The 19,153-nt window shown below is 45.6% G+C and carries 13 protein-coding genes and 1 rRNA gene; 7 read left to right on the top strand and 7 right to left on the bottom strand.

The genetic code is table 11. The features are described 5' to 3' along the window. Positions 1–436 precede the first annotated feature (436 nt). From QUA01_RS00895 to QUA01_RS00910, 4 genes are all read left to right on the top strand, one after another. Complete coding sequence (locus tag QUA01_RS00895; protein WP_194071190.1) at positions 437–817, top strand: hypothetical protein; 381 nt, start codon at positions 437–439, stop codon at positions 815–817. A gap of 360 nt (positions 818–1,177) precedes the next feature. Further along, a complete protein-coding gene (locus QUA01_RS00900) occupies positions 1,178–3,112 on the top strand; it encodes an efflux RND transporter periplasmic adaptor subunit (RefSeq protein ID WP_333088668.1) in 1,935 nt (644 codons plus the stop codon). 377 nt (positions 3,113–3,489) lie between these two features. Continuing rightward, on the top strand, positions 3,490–6,633 hold the full coding sequence (locus tag QUA01_RS00905) for an efflux RND transporter permease subunit (RefSeq protein ID WP_333088671.1): 3,144 nt from the start codon (positions 3,490–3,492) through the stop codon (positions 6,631–6,633). 114 nt (positions 6,634–6,747) lie between these two features. Next, on the top strand, positions 6,748–9,894 hold the full coding sequence (locus QUA01_RS00910; protein WP_333088674.1) for an efflux RND transporter permease subunit: 3,147 nt from the start codon (positions 6,748–6,750) through the stop codon (positions 9,892–9,894). Between the two features lie 224 nt (positions 9,895–10,118). Here QUA01_RS00910 and QUA01_RS00915 read toward each other — a convergent pair whose 3' ends face one another. From QUA01_RS00915 to sufB, 5 genes are all read right to left on the bottom strand, one after another. After that, the gene (locus QUA01_RS00915; RefSeq protein WP_333088677.1) at positions 10,119–10,760 is read right to left on the bottom strand and encodes a Uma2 family endonuclease; all 642 of its coding nucleotides are present in this window, start codon (positions 10,758–10,760) and stop codon (positions 10,119–10,121) included. A gap of 491 nt (positions 10,761–11,251) precedes the next feature. After that, a complete protein-coding gene (locus tag QUA01_RS00920) occupies positions 11,252–12,502 on the bottom strand; it encodes a SufS family cysteine desulfurase (protein WP_333088678.1) in 1,251 nt (416 codons plus the stop codon). A 201-nt stretch (positions 12,503–12,703) separates the two neighbouring features. Further along, the gene (gene sufD / locus QUA01_RS00925; protein WP_333088679.1) at positions 12,704–14,026 is read right to left on the bottom strand and encodes a Fe-S cluster assembly protein SufD; all 1,323 of its coding nucleotides are present in this window, start codon (positions 14,024–14,026) and stop codon (positions 12,704–12,706) included. Then, positions 14,023–14,814 (bottom strand): Fe-S cluster assembly ATPase SufC, encoded by a 792-nt coding sequence (sufC, locus tag QUA01_RS00930; RefSeq protein WP_333088680.1) that lies wholly within the window; start codon positions 14,812–14,814, stop codon positions 14,023–14,025. Before sufC ends, sufD begins: the two co-directional genes overlap by 4 nt. A 324-nt stretch (positions 14,815–15,138) precedes the next feature. Beyond that, entirely contained in the window at positions 15,139–16,578 is a 1,440-nt protein-coding gene (sufB, locus tag QUA01_RS00935) for a Fe-S cluster assembly protein SufB (RefSeq protein ID WP_333088681.1), read from the bottom strand. A 187-nt stretch (positions 16,579–16,765) separates the two neighbouring features. Here sufB and sufR point away from each other — a divergent pair, with 187 nt between their 5' ends. The 3 genes from sufR to rrf all read left to right on the top strand — a co-directional run bounded on the left by sufR (position 16,766) and on the right by rrf (position 18,354). Then, positions 16,766–17,521: an iron-sulfur cluster biosynthesis transcriptional regulator SufR gene (sufR, locus tag QUA01_RS00940; RefSeq protein ID WP_333088832.1), complete on the top strand. Its 756-nt coding sequence runs from the start codon at positions 16,766–16,768 to the stop codon at positions 17,519–17,521. A 64-nt stretch (positions 17,522–17,585) separates the two neighbouring features. After that, entirely contained in the window at positions 17,586–17,993 is a 408-nt protein-coding gene (locus tag QUA01_RS00945; RefSeq protein WP_333088682.1) for a hypothetical protein, read from the top strand. Between the two features lie 244 nt (positions 17,994–18,237). Further along, positions 18,238–18,354: ribosomal RNA gene (gene rrf, locus QUA01_RS00950) — 5S ribosomal RNA — on the top strand. Positions 18,355–18,408: 54 nt separating this feature from the next. Here the strand turns inward: rrf and QUA01_RS00955 are convergent. Together QUA01_RS00955 and QUA01_RS00960 are read right to left on the bottom strand one after the other, a co-directional pair. Next, positions 18,409–18,603, bottom strand: coding sequence for a hypothetical protein (locus QUA01_RS00955; RefSeq protein WP_333088683.1), 195 nt, complete (start codon positions 18,601–18,603; stop codon positions 18,409–18,411). Positions 18,604–18,606: 3 nt separating this feature from the next. Next, on the bottom strand, positions 18,607–19,080 hold the full coding sequence (locus QUA01_RS00960) for a type II toxin-antitoxin system VapC family toxin (protein WP_333088684.1): 474 nt from the start codon (positions 19,078–19,080) through the stop codon (positions 18,607–18,609). Positions 19,081–19,153: the final 73 nt, after the last annotated feature.

Raw genomic sequence — 19,153 nt, forward strand, 5'->3', positions numbered from 1 at the left:
TTTTTCCCATCAATATCTGAAGCGATTCAAGCAATCGCAATGATTTAATTATAGATGGTATTTTGGAGTCAAAGAACATATTATTCCCCCTATGGTGAAGGAAGTTCGTCACCGGATGTCATGGATGGATGTTGAAGGAATTGGTAATTGATAATTGGTAATTGGTAATTGGGCAATTCTCCCCCTCTCCCACTCTCCCACTCTCCCCCTCTCTCACTCTCCCCCTCTCCCATTCCCCCTTTTGCTATAACAGCTTAGCGAAGGTGCGATCGATTGCGTTAGAGCCTTTGTGGCTGATTTTGGGGTTTGGGACTAGGAAAAAAGTCACAAGTGCTATGTGCTTTTTGACTGGTTAGATTAGGAGTATTGCGTGATGCGCTGGCTGGTTTAAGCTTCTAAGATTTGTAGGTGAAGATTAATTTACAGAAAGTCAATCATGAAAAGAAATACCATCGCAGCAGCATTTATCCTCGCCGGCACCATCTTGGTAGGTAGTTTGTCTGGTTGTATGCCATCCAACGCTTCTAATGTCACCAAATCTAACGCGGTGGCGGCAAATGCAGCAACTTCAGGACAACCGAAGCTTTCTCCTGCTCAACGCGCCCAGAAACGCGACGAACTTCGCAAACAAGTCGAAGCGGTGCTAACTCCCGAGCAGGTGAAACAGTTGGACTCCAAAATCAAGGGAGGCGAAAAAATGCGGAAAGCTCTTAACGAGCTAAACCTCAGTGCTGAGCAAAAAACCCAAGTTAAGGGGATTCTCCAGGCTGCTTATCCTCGCTCGCAAAATGGGCAGTCTGGAGCTAAAGCTAAGTAAATGATCTAAGAACAAGTTTTGTTCGTTTTCAGTTTTTGTATGGTGTGTCAGGGGTTTAATGTTTTCAGTAATTGCTAACTTTTGGGTCTGACGCACCCTATAATAAACTTGAATTTCATAAATGTTTGAGTAATAGGTTAACCGCCTATCGAGGCAGATCAAGACCGATTTACTCAGATAAATTCAAGATAGCAAAGGGAATTCTACTGAAAATCTAATAACTGCTATGAAGAGTGATATTGTGTCCGGTGGATTGAGCGCACTACGAACTTCAACAGTGCACTAAATTCCGCCCTGCCAAACGTTTTTTTGCGCTCATCGACGGGACATGAGATGAGGGCTATTGTTAAGAGGTTTGTGATGATAGAAGAAATTATTAGTGACAGTCGAAATGGCACTCGCCCTAAAGTTTCTGATGAAAATTTGAAGCTGAACGAGGAACCGACGCAGAATTTGGAAATTGTTGATAAAATTCCGAATGACACTGTTCCTGAAGTGGCTCTGGAATCTCCGAGTTTGCCGGAAAGCGAGCCTACAAATAATATTTTAGCAAAAGAACCGAAGCCTCAAAAGGTTCTGGCGAAAGGGCGAATTGCGATGTTTTTGCTGGGGTTGTTGTTGCTTGGTGGTTTGGGATTTTTGGTTTGGCAACGGGCGATCGCCCCTAAACCGGAAAAAGCGAGTCGTCGCGGTGGTAAAATGCAAATAACTCCGGTTCTGGTGGCGACGGCGACTAAAAAAACTGTACCGATTCAGTTACAGGCGATCGGTACTGTGCAATCTGGTGCTACTGTTTCGGTGACTGCACAGGCTAGCGGGCGGGTGACGAGAGTTTATTTTAAGAAAGGGCAAGAAGTTAAGAAAGGACAGTTGCTTTTCTCGATCGACGATCGCTCTCAAAATGCTTCGATCCAACAAGCTCAGGGTATCGTAGCAAAAGACCGGGCCCAGGTGCAACAAGCGACGGCTAATCTTGCTAAAGATCAGGGAATTGTCGAACAAGCTAGGGCGACTTTGGATAAAGATAGAGGAATTGTCGAACAAGCTAGGGCGACTCTGCAAAAAGATTTGGGTGTTGTCGAACAAGCGAAAATGACTCTGGCGAAAGATAAGGGAGTTGTTGAACAGGCGAAAATGACGTTGGAAAAAGACTTAGGTGCGGTTAAGCAGGCGATGGCAACTTTGAGCAAAGATCGAGCGCAAGCCGAGTATGCCGAAGCTCAAAGTCAACGTTACGCAGAGCTCTACAAACAAGGAGTAATTAGTCAAGATCAAGCGCAACAATACGCTACCAGCAGTCGAGCTGCGGCGGCAACGGTGGAGCTTGACAAACAGGCGATCGCCAATGCAGAAACGGCGGTAAAGAGCGATCGCATTGGCATCACAAATGCGGAGTCTGTCGTCAAAGGTGACTCCGTGGCAATCGCAAATGCTGAAACTGCGGTGAAGAGCGATTTGGTGGGAATTGAGAACGCTCAGACGGCGGTGAAGAGCGATTTGGTGGGGATTGACAATGCTCGGGCTGTCGTTGATGGCGATCGATCGGCGATCGAGGGTGCTCAAGCTAGTGTCAGCGCCGACGGCGGTAGTTTGCAAAACGCTCAGGTGCAATCATCCTATACTAAAGTGTTTGCGCCGATCGACGGACGCGCCGGCAATATCCTAGTCACAGAAGGCAATGTAGTGCAACCAAGCACAGACAAACCCTTAGTCACAATCTCGAAAATCAATCCTATTCAAGTTGCCTTTTCTGTTCCCGAATCCAACCTTCCAGACATCCAAAAATACGTAGAAAATGGCAAGCTAAAAGTTGATGTCACCTTTGCCGGCAACAATCGCCCAATATCAGGAACCTTGTCATTTGTCAACAACACGGTTGATAATTCCACAGGCTCTATTCAACTGATTGGCGATTTTAATAACGCCGATGGGAAACTATTTCCCGGTCAATTTGTCAATACTACCTTAACATTATCTCAACAGCCAAATGCAATTGTAGTTCCCTCCCAAGCAGTACAAACCGGGCCGAACGGACAGTTTGTATTTGTCGCCCAAGACGACGATACAGTAGACAATGTGCCTGTAGTTGTGGGAAATACGATCGGCGGATTAAGTGTCATCAAAAAAGGTGTGGATGCTGGTGATGATGTTGTCACCGACGGACAAGCTAATCTGGTTGATGGTAGCAAGATTCGGATTAAAGATGCAGAGGACGATCGAGATAATTCTGAGTCTAGTAAAGGTGATAAGTCAGACACATCAGGGGATAAAAAATCTGGCGCTGACTCCCATTAGTCGGGAAATAAGTCAGGTAAATCGCGAAATAATCCGTAGGGCGATCGAGTTTAGATTTTGGATGTGACGATGGGCTCTAGATCCCCCCTAGCCCCCCTTAAGAAAGGGGGAACCGGAAGCGAGCAAAGTTCGCCTTGTTAAGGGAAGAATCAGAATCTTTCAAAGTCCCCCTTCTTAAGGGAGATTTAGGGGGATCGAGACTCAGGAAAAAACGAAATTTATCACAGGAAGCGCTCAAAGCCCCCTTTTTGACGTGAAAATCGGAAGCATTCAAAGTCCCCCTTCTTAAGGTGGATTTAGGGGGATAGAGACTCAGGAAAAAACGAAATATACCAAATGAATGCAATTTTATTTTGATCTTAAACTGGTGTAACTAAATGAATTTATCAGAACCATTTATTCGTCGTCCAATTATGACCACATTGGTGATGGCGGCAATTATAATTTTTGGTTGGATGAGTTATCGCTTGCTACCCATTAGCGATTTACCCAACGTCGATTATCCCACAATTCAAGTTAGCGCTTCCCGCCCCGGTGCTAGCCCGGAAACGATGGCCGCATCGGTAGCGCGCCCCCTAGAAAAGCAATTTTCGAGTATTGCGGGACTCGATACGCTGACTTCTACCAGTACCAGCGGTAAAACTCAAATTACCCTGCAATTCAATCTCAGTCATAATATTGATGATGCGGCGCAAGATGTCGAATCGGCAATTTCTTCAGCCTCGGGCCAAATGCCTAACGATTTGCCAAATCCGCCGACTTACAGCAAAGTCAATCCCGCCGACGGGCCAATTCTTTATCTTTATCTTACTTCGCCAACTTTGCCGCTTTCTGAGGTTGATAGTTACGCGCAAAGTTATCTCGCGCAAAAGCTTTCGACAATCAACGGTGTGGCGCAAGTGCAGATTTACGGTTCTCAAAAATATGCGGCCCGAATTCAACTCGATCCGCAACAGTTAGCAGCGCGGCAAATTGGCATAGATAAAGTGCAAACTGCTATCCAACAAGGCAATGTTAATTTACCTACAGGAAGCCTTTCGGGAAGTTATAAAAACTTTGCGGTGCAAACTAATGGACAACTGAAAGATGCTGCTGCATTCCGCCGTTTAATTGTGACATATAAAAACGGACAGCCTGTTTATCTCGAACAATTAGGGCGAGTGGTTGACAGTGTAGAAAATACTCAACTTGCTAGTTGGTACAATAACGATCGCGCAATTATCCTCACGATTCAGAGACAGCCGGGGACGAATACCGTAGAAGTGGTAGATACGATTCAAAAATTGCTACCCAATTTGAGAACTCAGATTCCAAGTTCGATCGCGCTTGGGGTGATGTACGATGCGTCTCAATCGATTCGCGAGTCGGTGGATGATGTGCGGTTTACCCTCGTTTTGACGATCGCCCTTGTCATCTTAGTAATTTTCGTATTTTTACGCAATCTTTCTGCCACAGTCATTCCCAGTTTAGCGCTACCGGTATCGCTGATCGGCACCTTCGGTATCATGCACTTGTTCGACTACTCCCTCGACAACTTGTCAATGATGGCCCTGACGCTATCTGTGGGCTTTGTAGTCGATGATGCGATCGTCATGCTCGAAAACATCGTCCGCCACATCGAAGCCGGAGAAAGCCCGCGAGAAGCCGCGCTAAACGGCTCTAGCGAAATCGGTTTTACGATTTTATCGATGACGCTTTCCTTGGTGGCGGTGTTTATTCCGATGTTATTTATGAGCGAGTTGTTGGGGCGCTTGTTTCATGAATTTGCCGTCACAATTGCGGTTTCTATTTTAGTCTCCGGCTTTGTTTCTTTGACTTTGACACCGATGTTGTGCAGCCGTTTTTTGCGCCCGGTAAATCACGAAAATCAAAGTCGGCTTTATCAAGCTTCTGAGTACGTATTCGATCGAATTTTAAGCCTGTACGATTGGAGTCTCAAAATAGCCTTAAAATATCACCGCACCACGATGATTTTATCATTAGCAATGGTGTTCGTTACAGTTGGATTATTTATTGTAGTTCCCAAAGGCTTTATTCCCAGCCAAGATACGGGACAAATTACCGGAATTACCCAAGCCGCCCAAGATGCCTCTTTTGATGAATTATCTCGCCACCAGCAAGCGGTTGTCAGTGCGATTCGCCAAGATCCAAACGTGGAAGCAGTAAACTCGAATATCGGGGCAGGTTCGAGCGCCAATGGCGGCGGGGCTGCGGTTGCGGGGAATTCCGGCAGCTTGTTTGTGCGCCTCAAACCGATCTCGCAGCGGCAGATGGGTGCCGACGAAATTGTGCAGAGTTTGCGATCGCAATTAGCCGAAATTCCAGGCATTCAAGTCTTCTTGCAAAATCCTCCAGCAATCCCGCTGGGCACTCAACAAAGCACGGGATTGTACCAACTGGCGCTGCAAAGTTCGGATGTTTTACCGCTGCGTAAATACGTACCGCAACTCATTGAAAAAATGAAAGCAATACCGGAAATTCAGGATGTTAACAGCGATTTGCAGATGACTGCTCAAATCAAAATTGATATCGATCGCGACAAAGCCTCAGCATTAGGAATTACGGCTAGTCAAATCGAAAACACCCTGAGAAATGCCTACGGCGCTTACCAAGTTTCGACGATTTACGGTGCGAGTAACGAGTATCAAGTTATTTTGGAACTAGAACCAAAGTATCAAAAAGATCCGAATGCTTTGATGCAGCTTTACATCAGTACAGCGGGTAATTCTAGCGATGCTTCTGGGGGTGAAACACAGGTGCCGCTAGCAACGGTTGCCAAAATTTCTCTAGGAGTTGCACCGTTAATTGTCAACCACGTCGGTAGGATGAATGCTGCGACAATTTCCTACAACCTCGCGCCTGGGGTGGCGCTGGGAAATGCAAATAGCGCGATCGACCAAATCATCAAATCGCTGATTCCTGAGAGCATTTCCACCAATTATAAGGGCGCGAGTCAAGTGTTTCAGAGTTCGCTACCTAGTTTGGGGATGTTGTTGGCGATCGCAATTTTGGTCATCTATTTAATCCTCGGCATTTTGTACGAAGATTTTATCCATCCGATTACAATTTTGTCGGGATTACCTTCGGCGGGATTTGGGGCGTTATTAACATTAATGTTGTTTGGAGTCGAACTCAACGTTTATTCATTCATCGGTATCATCTTGCTAGTAGGAATTGTCAAGAAAAATGGGATTATGATGGTCGATTTTGCGATCGAAGCCCAGCGCATAGATGGCAAAAAACCGGCGGAAGCAATCTATCAAGCCTGCTTAGTGCGTTTCCGACCAATTATGATGACTACAATGGCGGCATTAATGGGCACATTACCAATTGCGTTGGGAGTTGGTGCAGGTTCAGAATCTCGCCGCCCGTTAGGTATTGCAGTTGTCGGCGGACTGTTATTTTCACAAGTTTTGACGCTGTATCTCACGCCCGTATTTTACATCTACATGGAATCGTGGCGAAAGAAGCTTAGTCAGGTGAAGTTTGGGCAAGTATTTTCATTTAAAGGAGAGCGGTGAAAATAACCTTGTCCTAGGGTGCGTCGCCATGAAATTGTTGATATTTAGTTAAATATTTTTTTGACGCACCATACAACTTTTTCCCTCTTCCTTCTTCCTTCTTCCTTCATAATTATGAACCTATCAGAAATCTTTATCCGCCGCCCCGTAATGACTACCTTAGTCACAGTCGGCATTCTAATCTTCGGTTTAATGAGTTATTTTCTGCTACCAATTAGCGCCCTGCCGCACGTAGAATATCCCTTTGTCAGTGTCTCCGCCAGCTTACCCGGTGCAACGCCAGAAACCATGTCATCCTCCGTCGCCGCACCGCTAGAAAGACAGTTTACAGAAATAGCAGGGCTGAATTCTTTTAACTCAACAAGTTCCACCGGTAGCGCCAGAATTTCCCTGCAATTCGACTTCAATCGCAGTGTCAATTCTGCTGCTAAAGACGTACAAGCTGCGATCGCCGCCGCCGCAGGTTCATTGCCCGCTGGAATGACCAAAGCGCCCAGCTACCGCAAGGTTAACCCTTCTGTTTCGCCAATTCTCTACCTCTATTTGTACTCAAAAACCCTATCCATTGCAGCAGTAGACGAAGCCGCAGAAGTGACGGTGGCCCAACCAATTTCGGCGATAGATGGTGTGGCGCAAGTGCAGGTTTACGGGCAGAAAGAATATGCCGTGCGGATTCAACTCGATCCGCGAGAATTGACTGCGAGGGGAATCGGATTAGATCAAATTAGAACCGCCATTACTCAAGGAAATGTTAACTTACCAACTGGCAGCCTTTCTGGCGATAAAAAAAGCTATTTAATTCAGGTAAACGGTCAATTAAATACTGCTGCAGAATATCGATCGCTGATCGTTGCTTACAAAAATAGCGCAGCAGTGCGGCTGCAAGATTTAGGCAATGTCCTTGATGACGTGCAGAACAACAAAGTGTTGAATTTGTACAGCGATAGACAAGTCAACAATCAACCTGCAATCTTGCTTGCAGTGCAGCCTCAACCCGATGCAAATACCGTTGATATTGTCGATGCGGTAGTGCGAATGTTACCTTCACTAAAACAACAAATTCCCCAATCGATCGAAATGGGAATTATGTACGATCGTTCTCAATCTATTCGGGCTTCTGTAGACGATGTGAAGTTCTCCTTAATGTTGTCGGTGTGTCTGGTTGTCTTAGTAATTTTTATCTTTTTACGGAACATCACAGCGACGCTAATTCCGAGTTTAGCTTTGCCTGTGGCGATTATTGGCACCTTTGCTGTGATGTATCAGTTGGGATACTCGTTAGATAACTTGTCGCTGATGGCGCTGACGCTTTCAGTGGGGTTTGTGGTGGATGATGCGATCGTAGTTCTGGAAAATATTGTCCGCCACCAAGAAATGGGAGAAGCACCCCTAGAAGCAGCATTAAAAGGCTCGAAAGAAATTGGTTTTACTATTCTTTCGATGACGCTTTCATTGGTGGCAGTGTTTATTCCTCTGATGTTTATGAGTGGATTAATCGGTAGATTGTTTCACGAATTTGCTGTAACTATTGCTGTAGCAATTTTGGTGTCGGGCTTTGTATCTCTGAGCCTGACACCGATGTTGTGCAGTCGATTTCTTAAATCTCCGTCCCACCACCAAAAAAACAACCGCTTCTACCGCTTCTGGGAGCGGGGATTTGAGCTACTTTTGCAAGGATATGAATGGACGCTTAAACCTGTTTTGAAATACCGTTTTTTAACGCTGATTGTTTCGGTTGTTCTCCTGGTATTTACGGCTTATTTGTTTGTTTTAGTTCCGAAAGGTTTTATTCCGACTGAAGACACCGGACAATTGATGGCTAACACGAAAGGAGCGCAAGATATTTCGTTTGATGATATGATGATTCACCAACAACAAATTGTTGATATCCTTCGGAAAGATCCAAATATTGCAGCGTTGAATTCAACTGTAGGTGCGAGTGGCCCGAACGCATCGGCGAATAACGGACGGATTACAATTAGGCTCAAACCGCGATCGCAACGCCGCCTCAGTGCGGATGAAATTATCCAAAAACTAACTCCGAAATTGCGCGGAATTCCTGGCATTCAAGCTTTTTTGCGTTCTCCGGCTGCAATTCCGATTGGCGGTCAACAAACGAATTCGCAATATCAGTTTACGGTGCAAAGTTTAGATTTGCAAGCGCTGCGTCAAGCGGTGCCGGCATTGTTAGCTAAAGTTAAAACGCTGCCGGGATTGCGCGGTGTCGATAGCGATTTGCAATTGAGCACGCCTCAGCTTGAGGTTAAAGTCGATCGCGCTAAAGCAGCAATTGTCGGTGTTAGCCCGCAACAAGTGCAGAAAACCCTCAGCGCTGCTTACGCTTCAGGACAGGTTTCGACGATTTATACTCCCAACAATCAATTTACGGTTGTGTTGGAATTAAAGCCTGAGTTTCAGCGCGATCCGAGTGCTTTGTCGATGCTGTACGTGCGATCGAATACCGGACAAATGATCTCGTTAAGTGCGATCGCAAATATCACCCAAACAGTCGGCCCGCTCACAGTCAATCACCTAAGCGGATTGCCTTCTGCTACAATCTCTTTTGATACGCTTCCAGGCACATCGCTGAGTCAAGCAACCGCCGCGATTGAGAAAGTTGCCCAGGAAGTTTTGCCGCCGTCAGTAACAACAAGTTTTCAAGGTTCAGCCCAGGTATTCAACCAATCATTTAACGATTTAGGTTGGTTGTTAGTGGTTTCAATTTTAGTAATTTATCTAATTCTCGGCATTTTATACGAGGATTTTATTCACCCGCTGACCATTTTATCAGGTTTACCATCAGCCGGATTTGGTGCGCTGTTAACTCTGGTAATTTTTGGGGTGGAATTGAATCTGTATTCGTTTATCGGGATTATTTTGCTGGTGGGAATTGTCAAGAAAAATGGGATTATGCTGGTGGATTTTGCGATCGAGAAACAGCGACAAGACAGCAGCCACAGCGCCTTTGATGCCATTTACGAAGCTTGTGTCGTGCGCTTCCGCCCGATTATGATGACGACAATGGCAGCATTAATTGGCACTTTGCCGATCGCCCTGGGCGTGGGTAGCGGTTCGGAATCGCGCCGCCCGTTGGGAATTGCGATCGTCGGCGGATTGCTGTTTTCGCAAATTTTAACCCTGTATTTGACTCCAGTCTTTTACATTTATATGGAAGGGTTGAGAAAACGGTTAGGTAATCCCAAAATCAAGTTTTCTGAATTCTTTTGGCGTCCTAAAACTAGATCTGAGAGGCGAAATTAAGAGGTGATTTAACCGCAGATGAACGCGGATAGACGCAAATGAAGAAAGGGAGCATCTGGTGTTTTGCATTTAATAGTGCGAGCGTCCCCGCTCGCGTATTATACGATACGCGAGCGGGGACGCTCGCACTATAAGAAAAAAATGCTTTTTACAAAAATGAGATGCGGATAGTCAGAAAGGGCGATCGTTATTTATCTGTAAGATTTTTGTAGTTAAAATTCATCCTACAACTTCTCTATTTTTCCTTTAACCCAATTTCTAAAGGATTTCAGCAAAGCCATTTCTCCCATAGTTTGAGTGCGAGTAAAAAACCCAGCCATTTCCGCTACAGATACAAAGGGAAAAGCAATACTAAAGTCGCACTCAACATATTCTGTCTCTACCAACTGATAAAATTTCAAAACTCGTCCATTATATAGCCAGAGTTCCTGGACGCGAAGTGCTGAATAAATTGCCAACTTATTAATTGAACTGCTGGTAATATCTATTTCAATTGCTAAATCCGGCGGGGGTGCAGTTTCTAAATCTAGTTCTTGCCTGTCTCTGACTGCTGGTTCGTTTTGGATATAATAGCAATTATCAGGTTCTATGCCTTTTTTAGCCCGTTCTCGCTTGAGAGTCATTGAGCCAGCACTTTTGATTTCAATGCCTAGTTCTTCTGCTAAAATAAAAATGAAGCGGTCAGACTTAATCTTGGGATTTTCATGTTCGTATAAAGGACTCATAATTTCCAACATCCCGTTATCATAAGCTATGCGATAACCTCGGCTATCGCCTATTTCTTTGAGCAAGGTTTCAAAGGTTGACCAGCTAATATTTTCTAGCAGTGTTCTCTGTTCGGCTAAACTTGAAGTAGTAGCAATCATCTCAAAATCTCCTTGAGTTGAGCAAACTATAGTTTTATTTTATCACGGGTAATGAGACTTCCGAAAGAGCCATCTTTTTTAACCGCAGATGCACGCGGATGAACGCGGATGAAGAAAAAGGTGGGCATTTGCCCACCCCACAAATTTAGCTGAGGAACGAAAATTTAATAAATTAAACATCTTCCACACTCCTCTTTCTCCAGAAGCCCAGGGTTAAAGAGAGGCAGAGCCTCCGGATCTGCATTACCAGGCAGAGCCTGGTAACGAGCCTAAATTCTTTTTGCGTCCTAAAACTCGCTCTTAAAAGCTAAATTAAGAGGTTATTCAACTGCAGAAGCACGCAGATGAACGCGGATCAAGAAAAAGGTGGGGAAATACCCAGGGAATATCTCAGTTTTGCATTTATAGTGCGAGCGTTTCCGCTCGCGTATTGTACCTTTTTGCAAAACTGAGATGCTCCCCATACCCACCTTATCAACTTACCCCATCATCTAACCGAAAAAGTCGATCGTCTCTTTCAACGCCTTAACAAACACATCAATCTCCTCGCGAGTATTGTAAAAATACAAACTCGCCCGCGCCGTAGATGAAATATCAAGATAGCGGTGCAAAGCTTGCGTGCAGTGATGCCCCGAACGAATCGCGACCCCCTCCTGATCCAACAGAGTAGACAAGTCTTGAGGGTGAATTTCTCCCGCAGTAAATGCCGCCAAAGCTGCCCTACCTTCGCCGTTGCTGTCCGGTTGCGGCCCGTAAATTTTAATCTGTGGAATTTGCCGCAATTGTTGGAACAGATAAGCCGTCAACTCGGCTTCGCAGGCGTGAATCTTATCCATGCCAATGTTATTAAGATAATCGATTGCGGCACCAAGGGCGATCGCCTCTCCGATTGCCGGAGTCCCCGCCTCAAACTTGTGCGGCAAATCAGCATAGGTAGAATATTCGAGAAACACATCAGCAATCATCTCACCACCGCCAAAAAACGGAGGCATTTCTCTCAATAAATCCAGTTTACCGTACAAAAAACCGATGCCAGTCGGAGCGCACATTTTGTGGCCCGAAGCAACCAGCCAATCGCAATCCATTGCTTGCACATCTACTACCATGTGCGGCACGCTTTGGCAAGCATCAATTAAAACTTTTGCGCCGAAACTGTGGGCAATTTCGCACATTTCTTTAACCGGATTGATACAACCCAAAGTATTAGAAACGTGAACTACAGACACCAACTTAGTTTTATTTGAAATCAGCGTTTTAAACTGTTCCAAATCAAACTCCTGAGTCTCCGCCAACTCAACAAACTTCAGCACCGCGCCAGTTTTTTGAGCAATCATTTGCCAAGGCACCAGATTGCTGTGGTGTTCCATCACCGACAGGATGATTTCATCTCCGGCTTGCAGATTGTTTAAACCCCAAGAATAAGCAACCAAATTAATCGCTTCGGTGGCGTTGCGAGTGTAAACAATTTCTTGTCGCGAAGCCGCATTGATAAACGCTGCAACTTTATCTCTCGCACCTTCGTAAGCATCAGTCGCTTTAGCGCTGAGAGAGTGAGCGCCGCGGTGCACGTTAGCATTGTATTGTTCGTAGTAATCGCGCCAAGCGTTGAGTACAGCTAAGGGTTTTTGAGAAGTAGCTGCATTGTCTAAATAAACTAGCGGTTTCCCGTGGACTTTTTCATTCAAAATTGGGAAGTCTGCGCGAACTTTTGAGGCTAAGGTTTTTTCTTGAATAAGTGTCATATTTTTTGAAGTTAGTATTGTTGTGAAACTCGCTTATAGGGCGTATTGTTGAATCGGGAGATCCCCCTAAATCCCCCTTAATAAGGGGAGTAGGGGTTGACTTTGAGAAAGCTCTTGTTCCCCCCTTATTAAGGGGGGCTAGGCGGGATCTCCGGCTTTGATTGCGACAATAAAACATCACCCAGCCTGTTGCTAATTCCTTTATTCTTGCACAGCCACACAAGTAGAAAGCATTTTCGCCACCCCAATAATCGGCAACATATTGAGAATTTCCGCCGCAAAAGCATCAATCAGCAAATAGCGACTTCTTTCCAAATCCAAACCGCGACTTTGCAAGTAGAAAAGCTCATCATCTTCTAATTGGCTGACAGTTGCACCGTGGGAACATTTAACGTTATCCGCCACAATTTCTAACTGCGGTTTGGTATCGATGCGCGCCCTCGGCGACAGCAACAAATTCCGGCTCAACTGTCCGGCATCTGTCAATTGTGCGGCTTTGCGAACGAAAACTTTGCCGTTAAATACTGCGCGAGCTTTGTTACCAACAATGCACTTGTGCAATTGCTTGCTTGTGCCGTGGGGGTGATTGAAATCAATTAAACTGTGAGTGTCTGCTAACTGTTCGCCAAAGGCTACGGTTAAGCCGTTTAAATTTGTTTCCGTGCCTTCGCCGCGCTGAAATACTTCTAAATTGTGGCGCGATATTTTGCCGCCCAAGCTGATAGCATGACAAGTATAGCTGCTGTTGCGGGATTGCTCGATCGCACTTTTGCCAATATGAACCACATTCAAAGTTTCCCGCTGCAGCCTAACGTGGTTCACCGTGGCGTTTTCGCCCACAAAAACATCCGTCACAGCATTCGTAAAAGCGGGTAAATTACCGATTGTGGTGTAATCCTCAATCAGTGTAACTTTGCTGCCAGCCTCAGCTATGATTGAGCAGTGCGGCTGACACATCGTCGCAGATGCACCGGGTGCGGTGAGGAACAGCAAGTGAATCGGCATTTCGACGGACACATTGGCAGGCACGAACACCACCGCAGAATCTGCCAAACCCGCAGTATTCAGCGCTGTAAACACTTCCGTTGGCTGGCTGTGCTTGCTCAAAACATCGGTAATGCGCGATCGATATTTTTCGGGTACATTAGATAGATTACCTGCATAAAAGTCCGGCAAATTCACCGTTGACAAATCCGGCGCATAAAAACCGTTAACAAATACCAATCTTAACGGTAAATCCTCCCGATTCTTCACAGGCATAACAATATCAGCCAGCTTAACCGTTGACTGATAGCTTTGCGGTACATGAAAAGGAACTTGCAACATCGACGACAAATCAGTAAAGCGCCACTCCTCATCCCTCACCGTCGGAAAACTTGCAGCAAGCACGTATTCAGTCGCCGCATCCCGCAAATCCTGCAACCCGTAAGCCGAATCTTTGCTATTAGCAACCTCCAACTTGCTGCACTGATTAACTAAATCAGCCAAAAACATTTCCCTAGTAGCAACTTGCGTATTTATCATCGCGCGCCAACTCCTGCTGCTTCCTCTTCCACAACCCAATCATAACCGCGCTCTTCCAATTCCAGCGCCAACTCTTTCGGGCCAGTCAAGATAATTCTGCCCGCTTCCATGACATGAATAAAATCAGGAATAATGTAATTGAGCAACCGCTGATAGTGAGTAATCACCAACATCGAATTTTCAGCAGTTGACAACTGATTCACACCGCCGGCGACTATCTTGAGAGCATCGATATCCAAACCCGAATCAGTCTCATCCAAAATAGCTAACTTCGGTTCCAACAGCGCCATTTGCAAAATCTCGTTGCGCTTTTTTTCGCCCCCAGAAAAACCCTCATTGACGCTGCGGCTCAAAAAAGCCGGATTCATCTTCACAACATCCAGCTTATCCTCGATTAAATCTTGGAAATCAAAAGCATCCAACTCTTCCAATCCCCGATGTTTGCGGTGAGAATTGTAAGCCACGCGCAAGAAATCCACATTACTAACGCCCGGAATTTCCAAAGGATATTGGAAAGCCAAAAATATGCCAGCCAAAGAACGTTCTTCCGGCGGTAATTCCAGCAAATTTTGTCCCAAAAATGTAACTTCTCCACCTGTCACTGTATAAGCAGGATGGCCAGCTAATATTTTGGACAAAGTGCTTTTACCTGAACCGTTGGGGCCCATAATCGCGTGAATTTCACCCGATTTAATTTCCAGATTCAAGCCCTTAAGAATTTGGGTATCATCCACATTCGCAGTTAAATCGCGGACGGATAACACCACTTGACTATTTTCAACAATCATCTTTTTTTTCCTTTGCCTCAATGCAGTTTACAGTTTTTTTTTCGTTTCTAGGCTGTGCCGATTGCTGACAACTTAACGTAAAACCTAGCGTCTCTTTTGTTTGTATCGAAGTTTCGATCCCCCCTAACCCCCCTTAATAAGGGGGGGACAAGAGTGTTTTCAAAGTCCCCATTATTAAGGAAGAATAATAGTATTCTCAAAGTCCCCCTTCTTAAGGGGGATTTAGGGGGATCTAGACTCGAATAAAAGCGACATTATTTATGGATTGCAGTCTTAAGTTGTCAGCAATAGACTCGGCCTGGAAGGGTTTATCGCCAGCCACAATTATCCCACACTGCCTTCCAGCTTCAGACTCAGTAACTTATCAGCTTCCGCCGCAAATTCCATCGGTAACTGATTGAAAACATCTTTACAGAAACCACTAATCATCATCGAAATAGCATTTTCTGCAGAAATTCCCCGCTGTGCGAAGAAGAACAATTGCTCTTCCCCAATCTTAGAAGTAGAAGCTTCGTGTTCGACTTTAGCAGTGTGGTTCTGCACTTGAATATAAGGGAAAGTATTCGCTTGAGCGTTGTCGCCAATCAGCATCGAATCGCACTGAGAGTAATTGCGAGCGCCCTTAGCATTCGGCCCCATTTTTACCAATCCGCGATAGCTGTTTGCAGAATTCCCCGCCGAAATTCCCTTAGAAATAATCGTGCTGCGAGTATTTTTGCCGACGTGGATCATTTTGGTGCCGGTGTCAGCTTGCTGCTTGTTATTTGTCAGGGCTACTGAGTAGAATTCGCCCACGGAGTTGTCGCCGACTAACACGCAACTGGGATATTTCCAAGTAATCGCTGAACCTGTTTCTACTTGTGTCCAAGAAATCTTGGAATTGACTCCTTGACACAAACCGCGCTTTGTCACAAAGTTGTAAATGCCGCCTTTACCGTTGGCGTCGCCGGCGTACCAGTTTTGGACTGTTGAGTATTTGATATCGGCATTGTCCATTGTTACCAATTCCACGACGGCGGCGTGCAGTTGGTTGGTGTCAAACATCGGCGCGGTGCAGCCTTCTAGGTAAGACACGGAACTGTTTTCTTCTGCGACAATTAGTGTGCGCTCGAACTGGCCGGAATCTTCGTTGTTGATGCGGAAATAAGTTGACAATTCCATCGGGCATTTTACGCCTTTGGGAATGTAAACGAAGGAACCATCGGTGAATACGGCGGAGTTGAGGGCTGCAAAAAAGTTGTCGCCGACTGGTACGACTGTGCCAAGATATTTTTCGATTAGTTCGGGATAATCTTTGATGGCTTCTGTGATGGAACAGAAGATAACGCCGTCTTTGGCTAGTTTTTCTCTAAAGGTTGTGGCAATTGAAACGCTGTCGAAAACAACATCGACGGCGACATTTCCCAGTCGTCTTTGTTCGGATAGGGGAATTCCTAATTTCTCGAAGGTTTCTAATAGTGTCGGATCAACTTCGTCCAAACTGTTGAGCTTTTTGGGCTTTTGTTTGGGGGCGGAGTAGTAGATAATGTTTTGGTAGTCGATCGCGGGATAGTTGACATGAGGCCAGGTAGGCTCGGTCATTGTCAGCCACTTCCGGTATGCTTTGAGGCGGAATTGCAGCATGAATTCCGGTTCGTTTTTCTTGGAGGAAATCAGGCGGACTACATCTTCGCTCAAGCCGCGGGCGATGGTGTCCGACTCGATGTCGGTAACGAAACCGTATTTATAGGGCTGGTTGACTAGGGTTGTGACTGTAGAGCTCATGAATTTTGCGCTTTCGAGTGTTCTGGATAAGTCTCTCAAAGATGGCAGACGCTTGAACTGTCCGGGGCCCGGCTAGTTCTGGGGGCTGCTTGGGGAAGTTAAACAACAAGTTTGTTGCTTTAGTATATTTTAAGCTACATTAACAACAGCGATCTTGTCAAAGTCAAATTAATAATTTTTTGTGAAGATGGAGACCACTCAGCAGACTTCCACGAAACAGGACATCCTGCAATATTTGCTCAAGGGGGGTCAGGGGACGGCTCTTGAGTTGGCGGAGTCTTTGGAGATGAGCCCGCAGGCGATTCGCCGTCATTTGAAGGATTTGGAGGCGGAGGGGCTGATTCGGTATCAGTCGGTTCAGGCTGGTATGGGGCGGCCGCAGCACATTTATGAGCTTACCAGTCTGGGGCGCGATCGCTTCCCGAATCGTTACGGCGATTTTGCTGTGTCTTTCTTGGATACTTTGGCGGAAACCGTCGGCCGCGAGCAAGTGATTAGTATCCTGCGAAAACAGTGGCAGCGCAAGGCTACGGACTATCGGCGGCTGGTGGGTTCGGGTTCGCTGCAAGAGCGGGTGACTAAGTTGGTGGAACTCCGCAGGGCTGAAGGTTATATGGCTGAGTGTTATCCTGTAGAATCTGTAGGTGTGGAAATGTGCGATCGCGATGTTAAGGGCGATCGATTTGTGTTGATGGAACACAACTGTGCTATTTCTAATGTGGCGGAAACTTTTCCGAGTGTTTGCGGCAATGAGTTGGAAATGTTTGCGGGGGTTTTGCCAGATTGTATTGTGGAGCGGACTCACTGGATTATTGATGGGGAACACCGCTGCGGTTATTTGATTGCTAGGAAGGAAGTTCGGCAGCGGATGAGTGTAACGGATTTAACGGATGTCGGTTCGGCAACGGATTTGGTAACGGATGTCACCGATGTCACCGATTAGCAATAACAAATAACAAATAACAAATAACAAATAACTAATAACTAATAACAAATAACTAATAACTATGGAACCGCTAGCAGATTTTTTAAAGCCGGAAGAGTGCGCGGAAGTTGATATGGCGCTGCTGTCGTCGAAGGAAAAGTTTTCGACTCGGTTGGCAATTTATGGTTTGAGGGTGCTCAAGCAAATTGCTGGGGAGACTGGTTTGCCGATAACTGAGGTGTCTAACCAGCAGGTGATGGATTGGATTAAGAATGATGAGAGCATTCAACGGTCGATTCAAGTTGATGCTAGTTTTGAAAACTTTTTTACTAATTTGGTGGTTGCGTCTTTGCGACCGTTGAAGCAAATTGCGGCAGAATCTGAAAGTGCGATCGAGCAATTAACAGTTAAGCAGGTTGTGGCGTGGTTTGTAAAGGACGGGAAGGTTCGCCGAGAGCAGGGAACGGATGCGGCGTTTTTGGATTTGTGATTGGGCTGACGCGCTCAGACTCCCAGAAACCGGGTTTTTTCGGAATCTGTCGCGTGCAACGAAATATTTTCATAATAAACCCGGTTTCTCGCCTCTCATCGGACTCCATGACATCATCGAAAAAAAACTTTTCACCAAGGGGTTGACAAACTGGGGAGAGCTTGGTAAGGTAATTAGGTCGAGCGAAAGAGATGCAGCGCATCAAACTAAACGCAGACACAGGATTTAAAGTTTTCAAAGCTTTCCTGGTGCTTATGATGTAATGGAACCACTCCGATCCATCCCGAACTCGGTTGTTAAACGTTGCTATGGCGAAGATACTCGGCGGGTCACTGCCCGGTAAAATAGCTCGGTGCCAGGTTAATAATAAATTAAAGCTCTTTTCCCGCAACAACGGAAAGGAGCTTTAGTTTTTTTACAGAATATTTTTACCTCGTCCGCTCCAACGCCCTGTTAGAACGCGCTTTGGTGGCAATTTCACAACTTCTCTGCCGCTTTCAGCTTGTTTCTTCTGCAAGTCTGCAAATATTGCCTCCAAGTCATAATTGAAAGACTTGGCATACTCTTCACGAATTTTGTGAATTTCTTCTACGATTTCATCTTGCAACATAAATTAATTTCCTAGTAGTTCATAGGGCGTACAAAGGATGGGTAACTGATATCCGAAATCAAAACTGATTTCTGCAAGTTTTCCCTGGATTTGAGCGTTTGCGATATGCTTACAATTCCAGGTTAACAGGTAATCCAAGCCGTGAACGGTGGCTGCGGCAATGTGAATTGCATCGATATCTGCTTTAGGGGGAAGATTGCTGCGTGCAAGAAATTGTGCGGCTAACTCTCGGACAGCTTGATTTAATTCTAGCAATGGAACACCGCGAAGGAGTTCCATACGTTGAACCGCAATTTCTGTGTCTCCTTGTGCTACCTCGTTTAGGACAGCCTGTGAGATGTACATTGTGAAAGCACTGCGGCGATACTCCCACCAATCTTTTGTTACCTCGATATTGGCAGCCAGGATTAGGTTTTTGGTCGATCGAGCTGTTAGGTAGCCTAAGATACTGGTTTCGATGTAGAGGGTTTCGCTCATAGGGGATAGGTTGATAGCCTCTTCATTTTAAACCCAACCATTCCTCGTTGTAAAACTTCTGCATCGCATAGGA

The organism is Microcoleus sp. S36a_B3, from assembly GCF_036700745.1.
In the GTDB taxonomy this organism is placed as follows: domain Bacteria; phylum Cyanobacteriota; class Cyanobacteriia; order Cyanobacteriales; family Microcoleaceae; genus Microcoleus.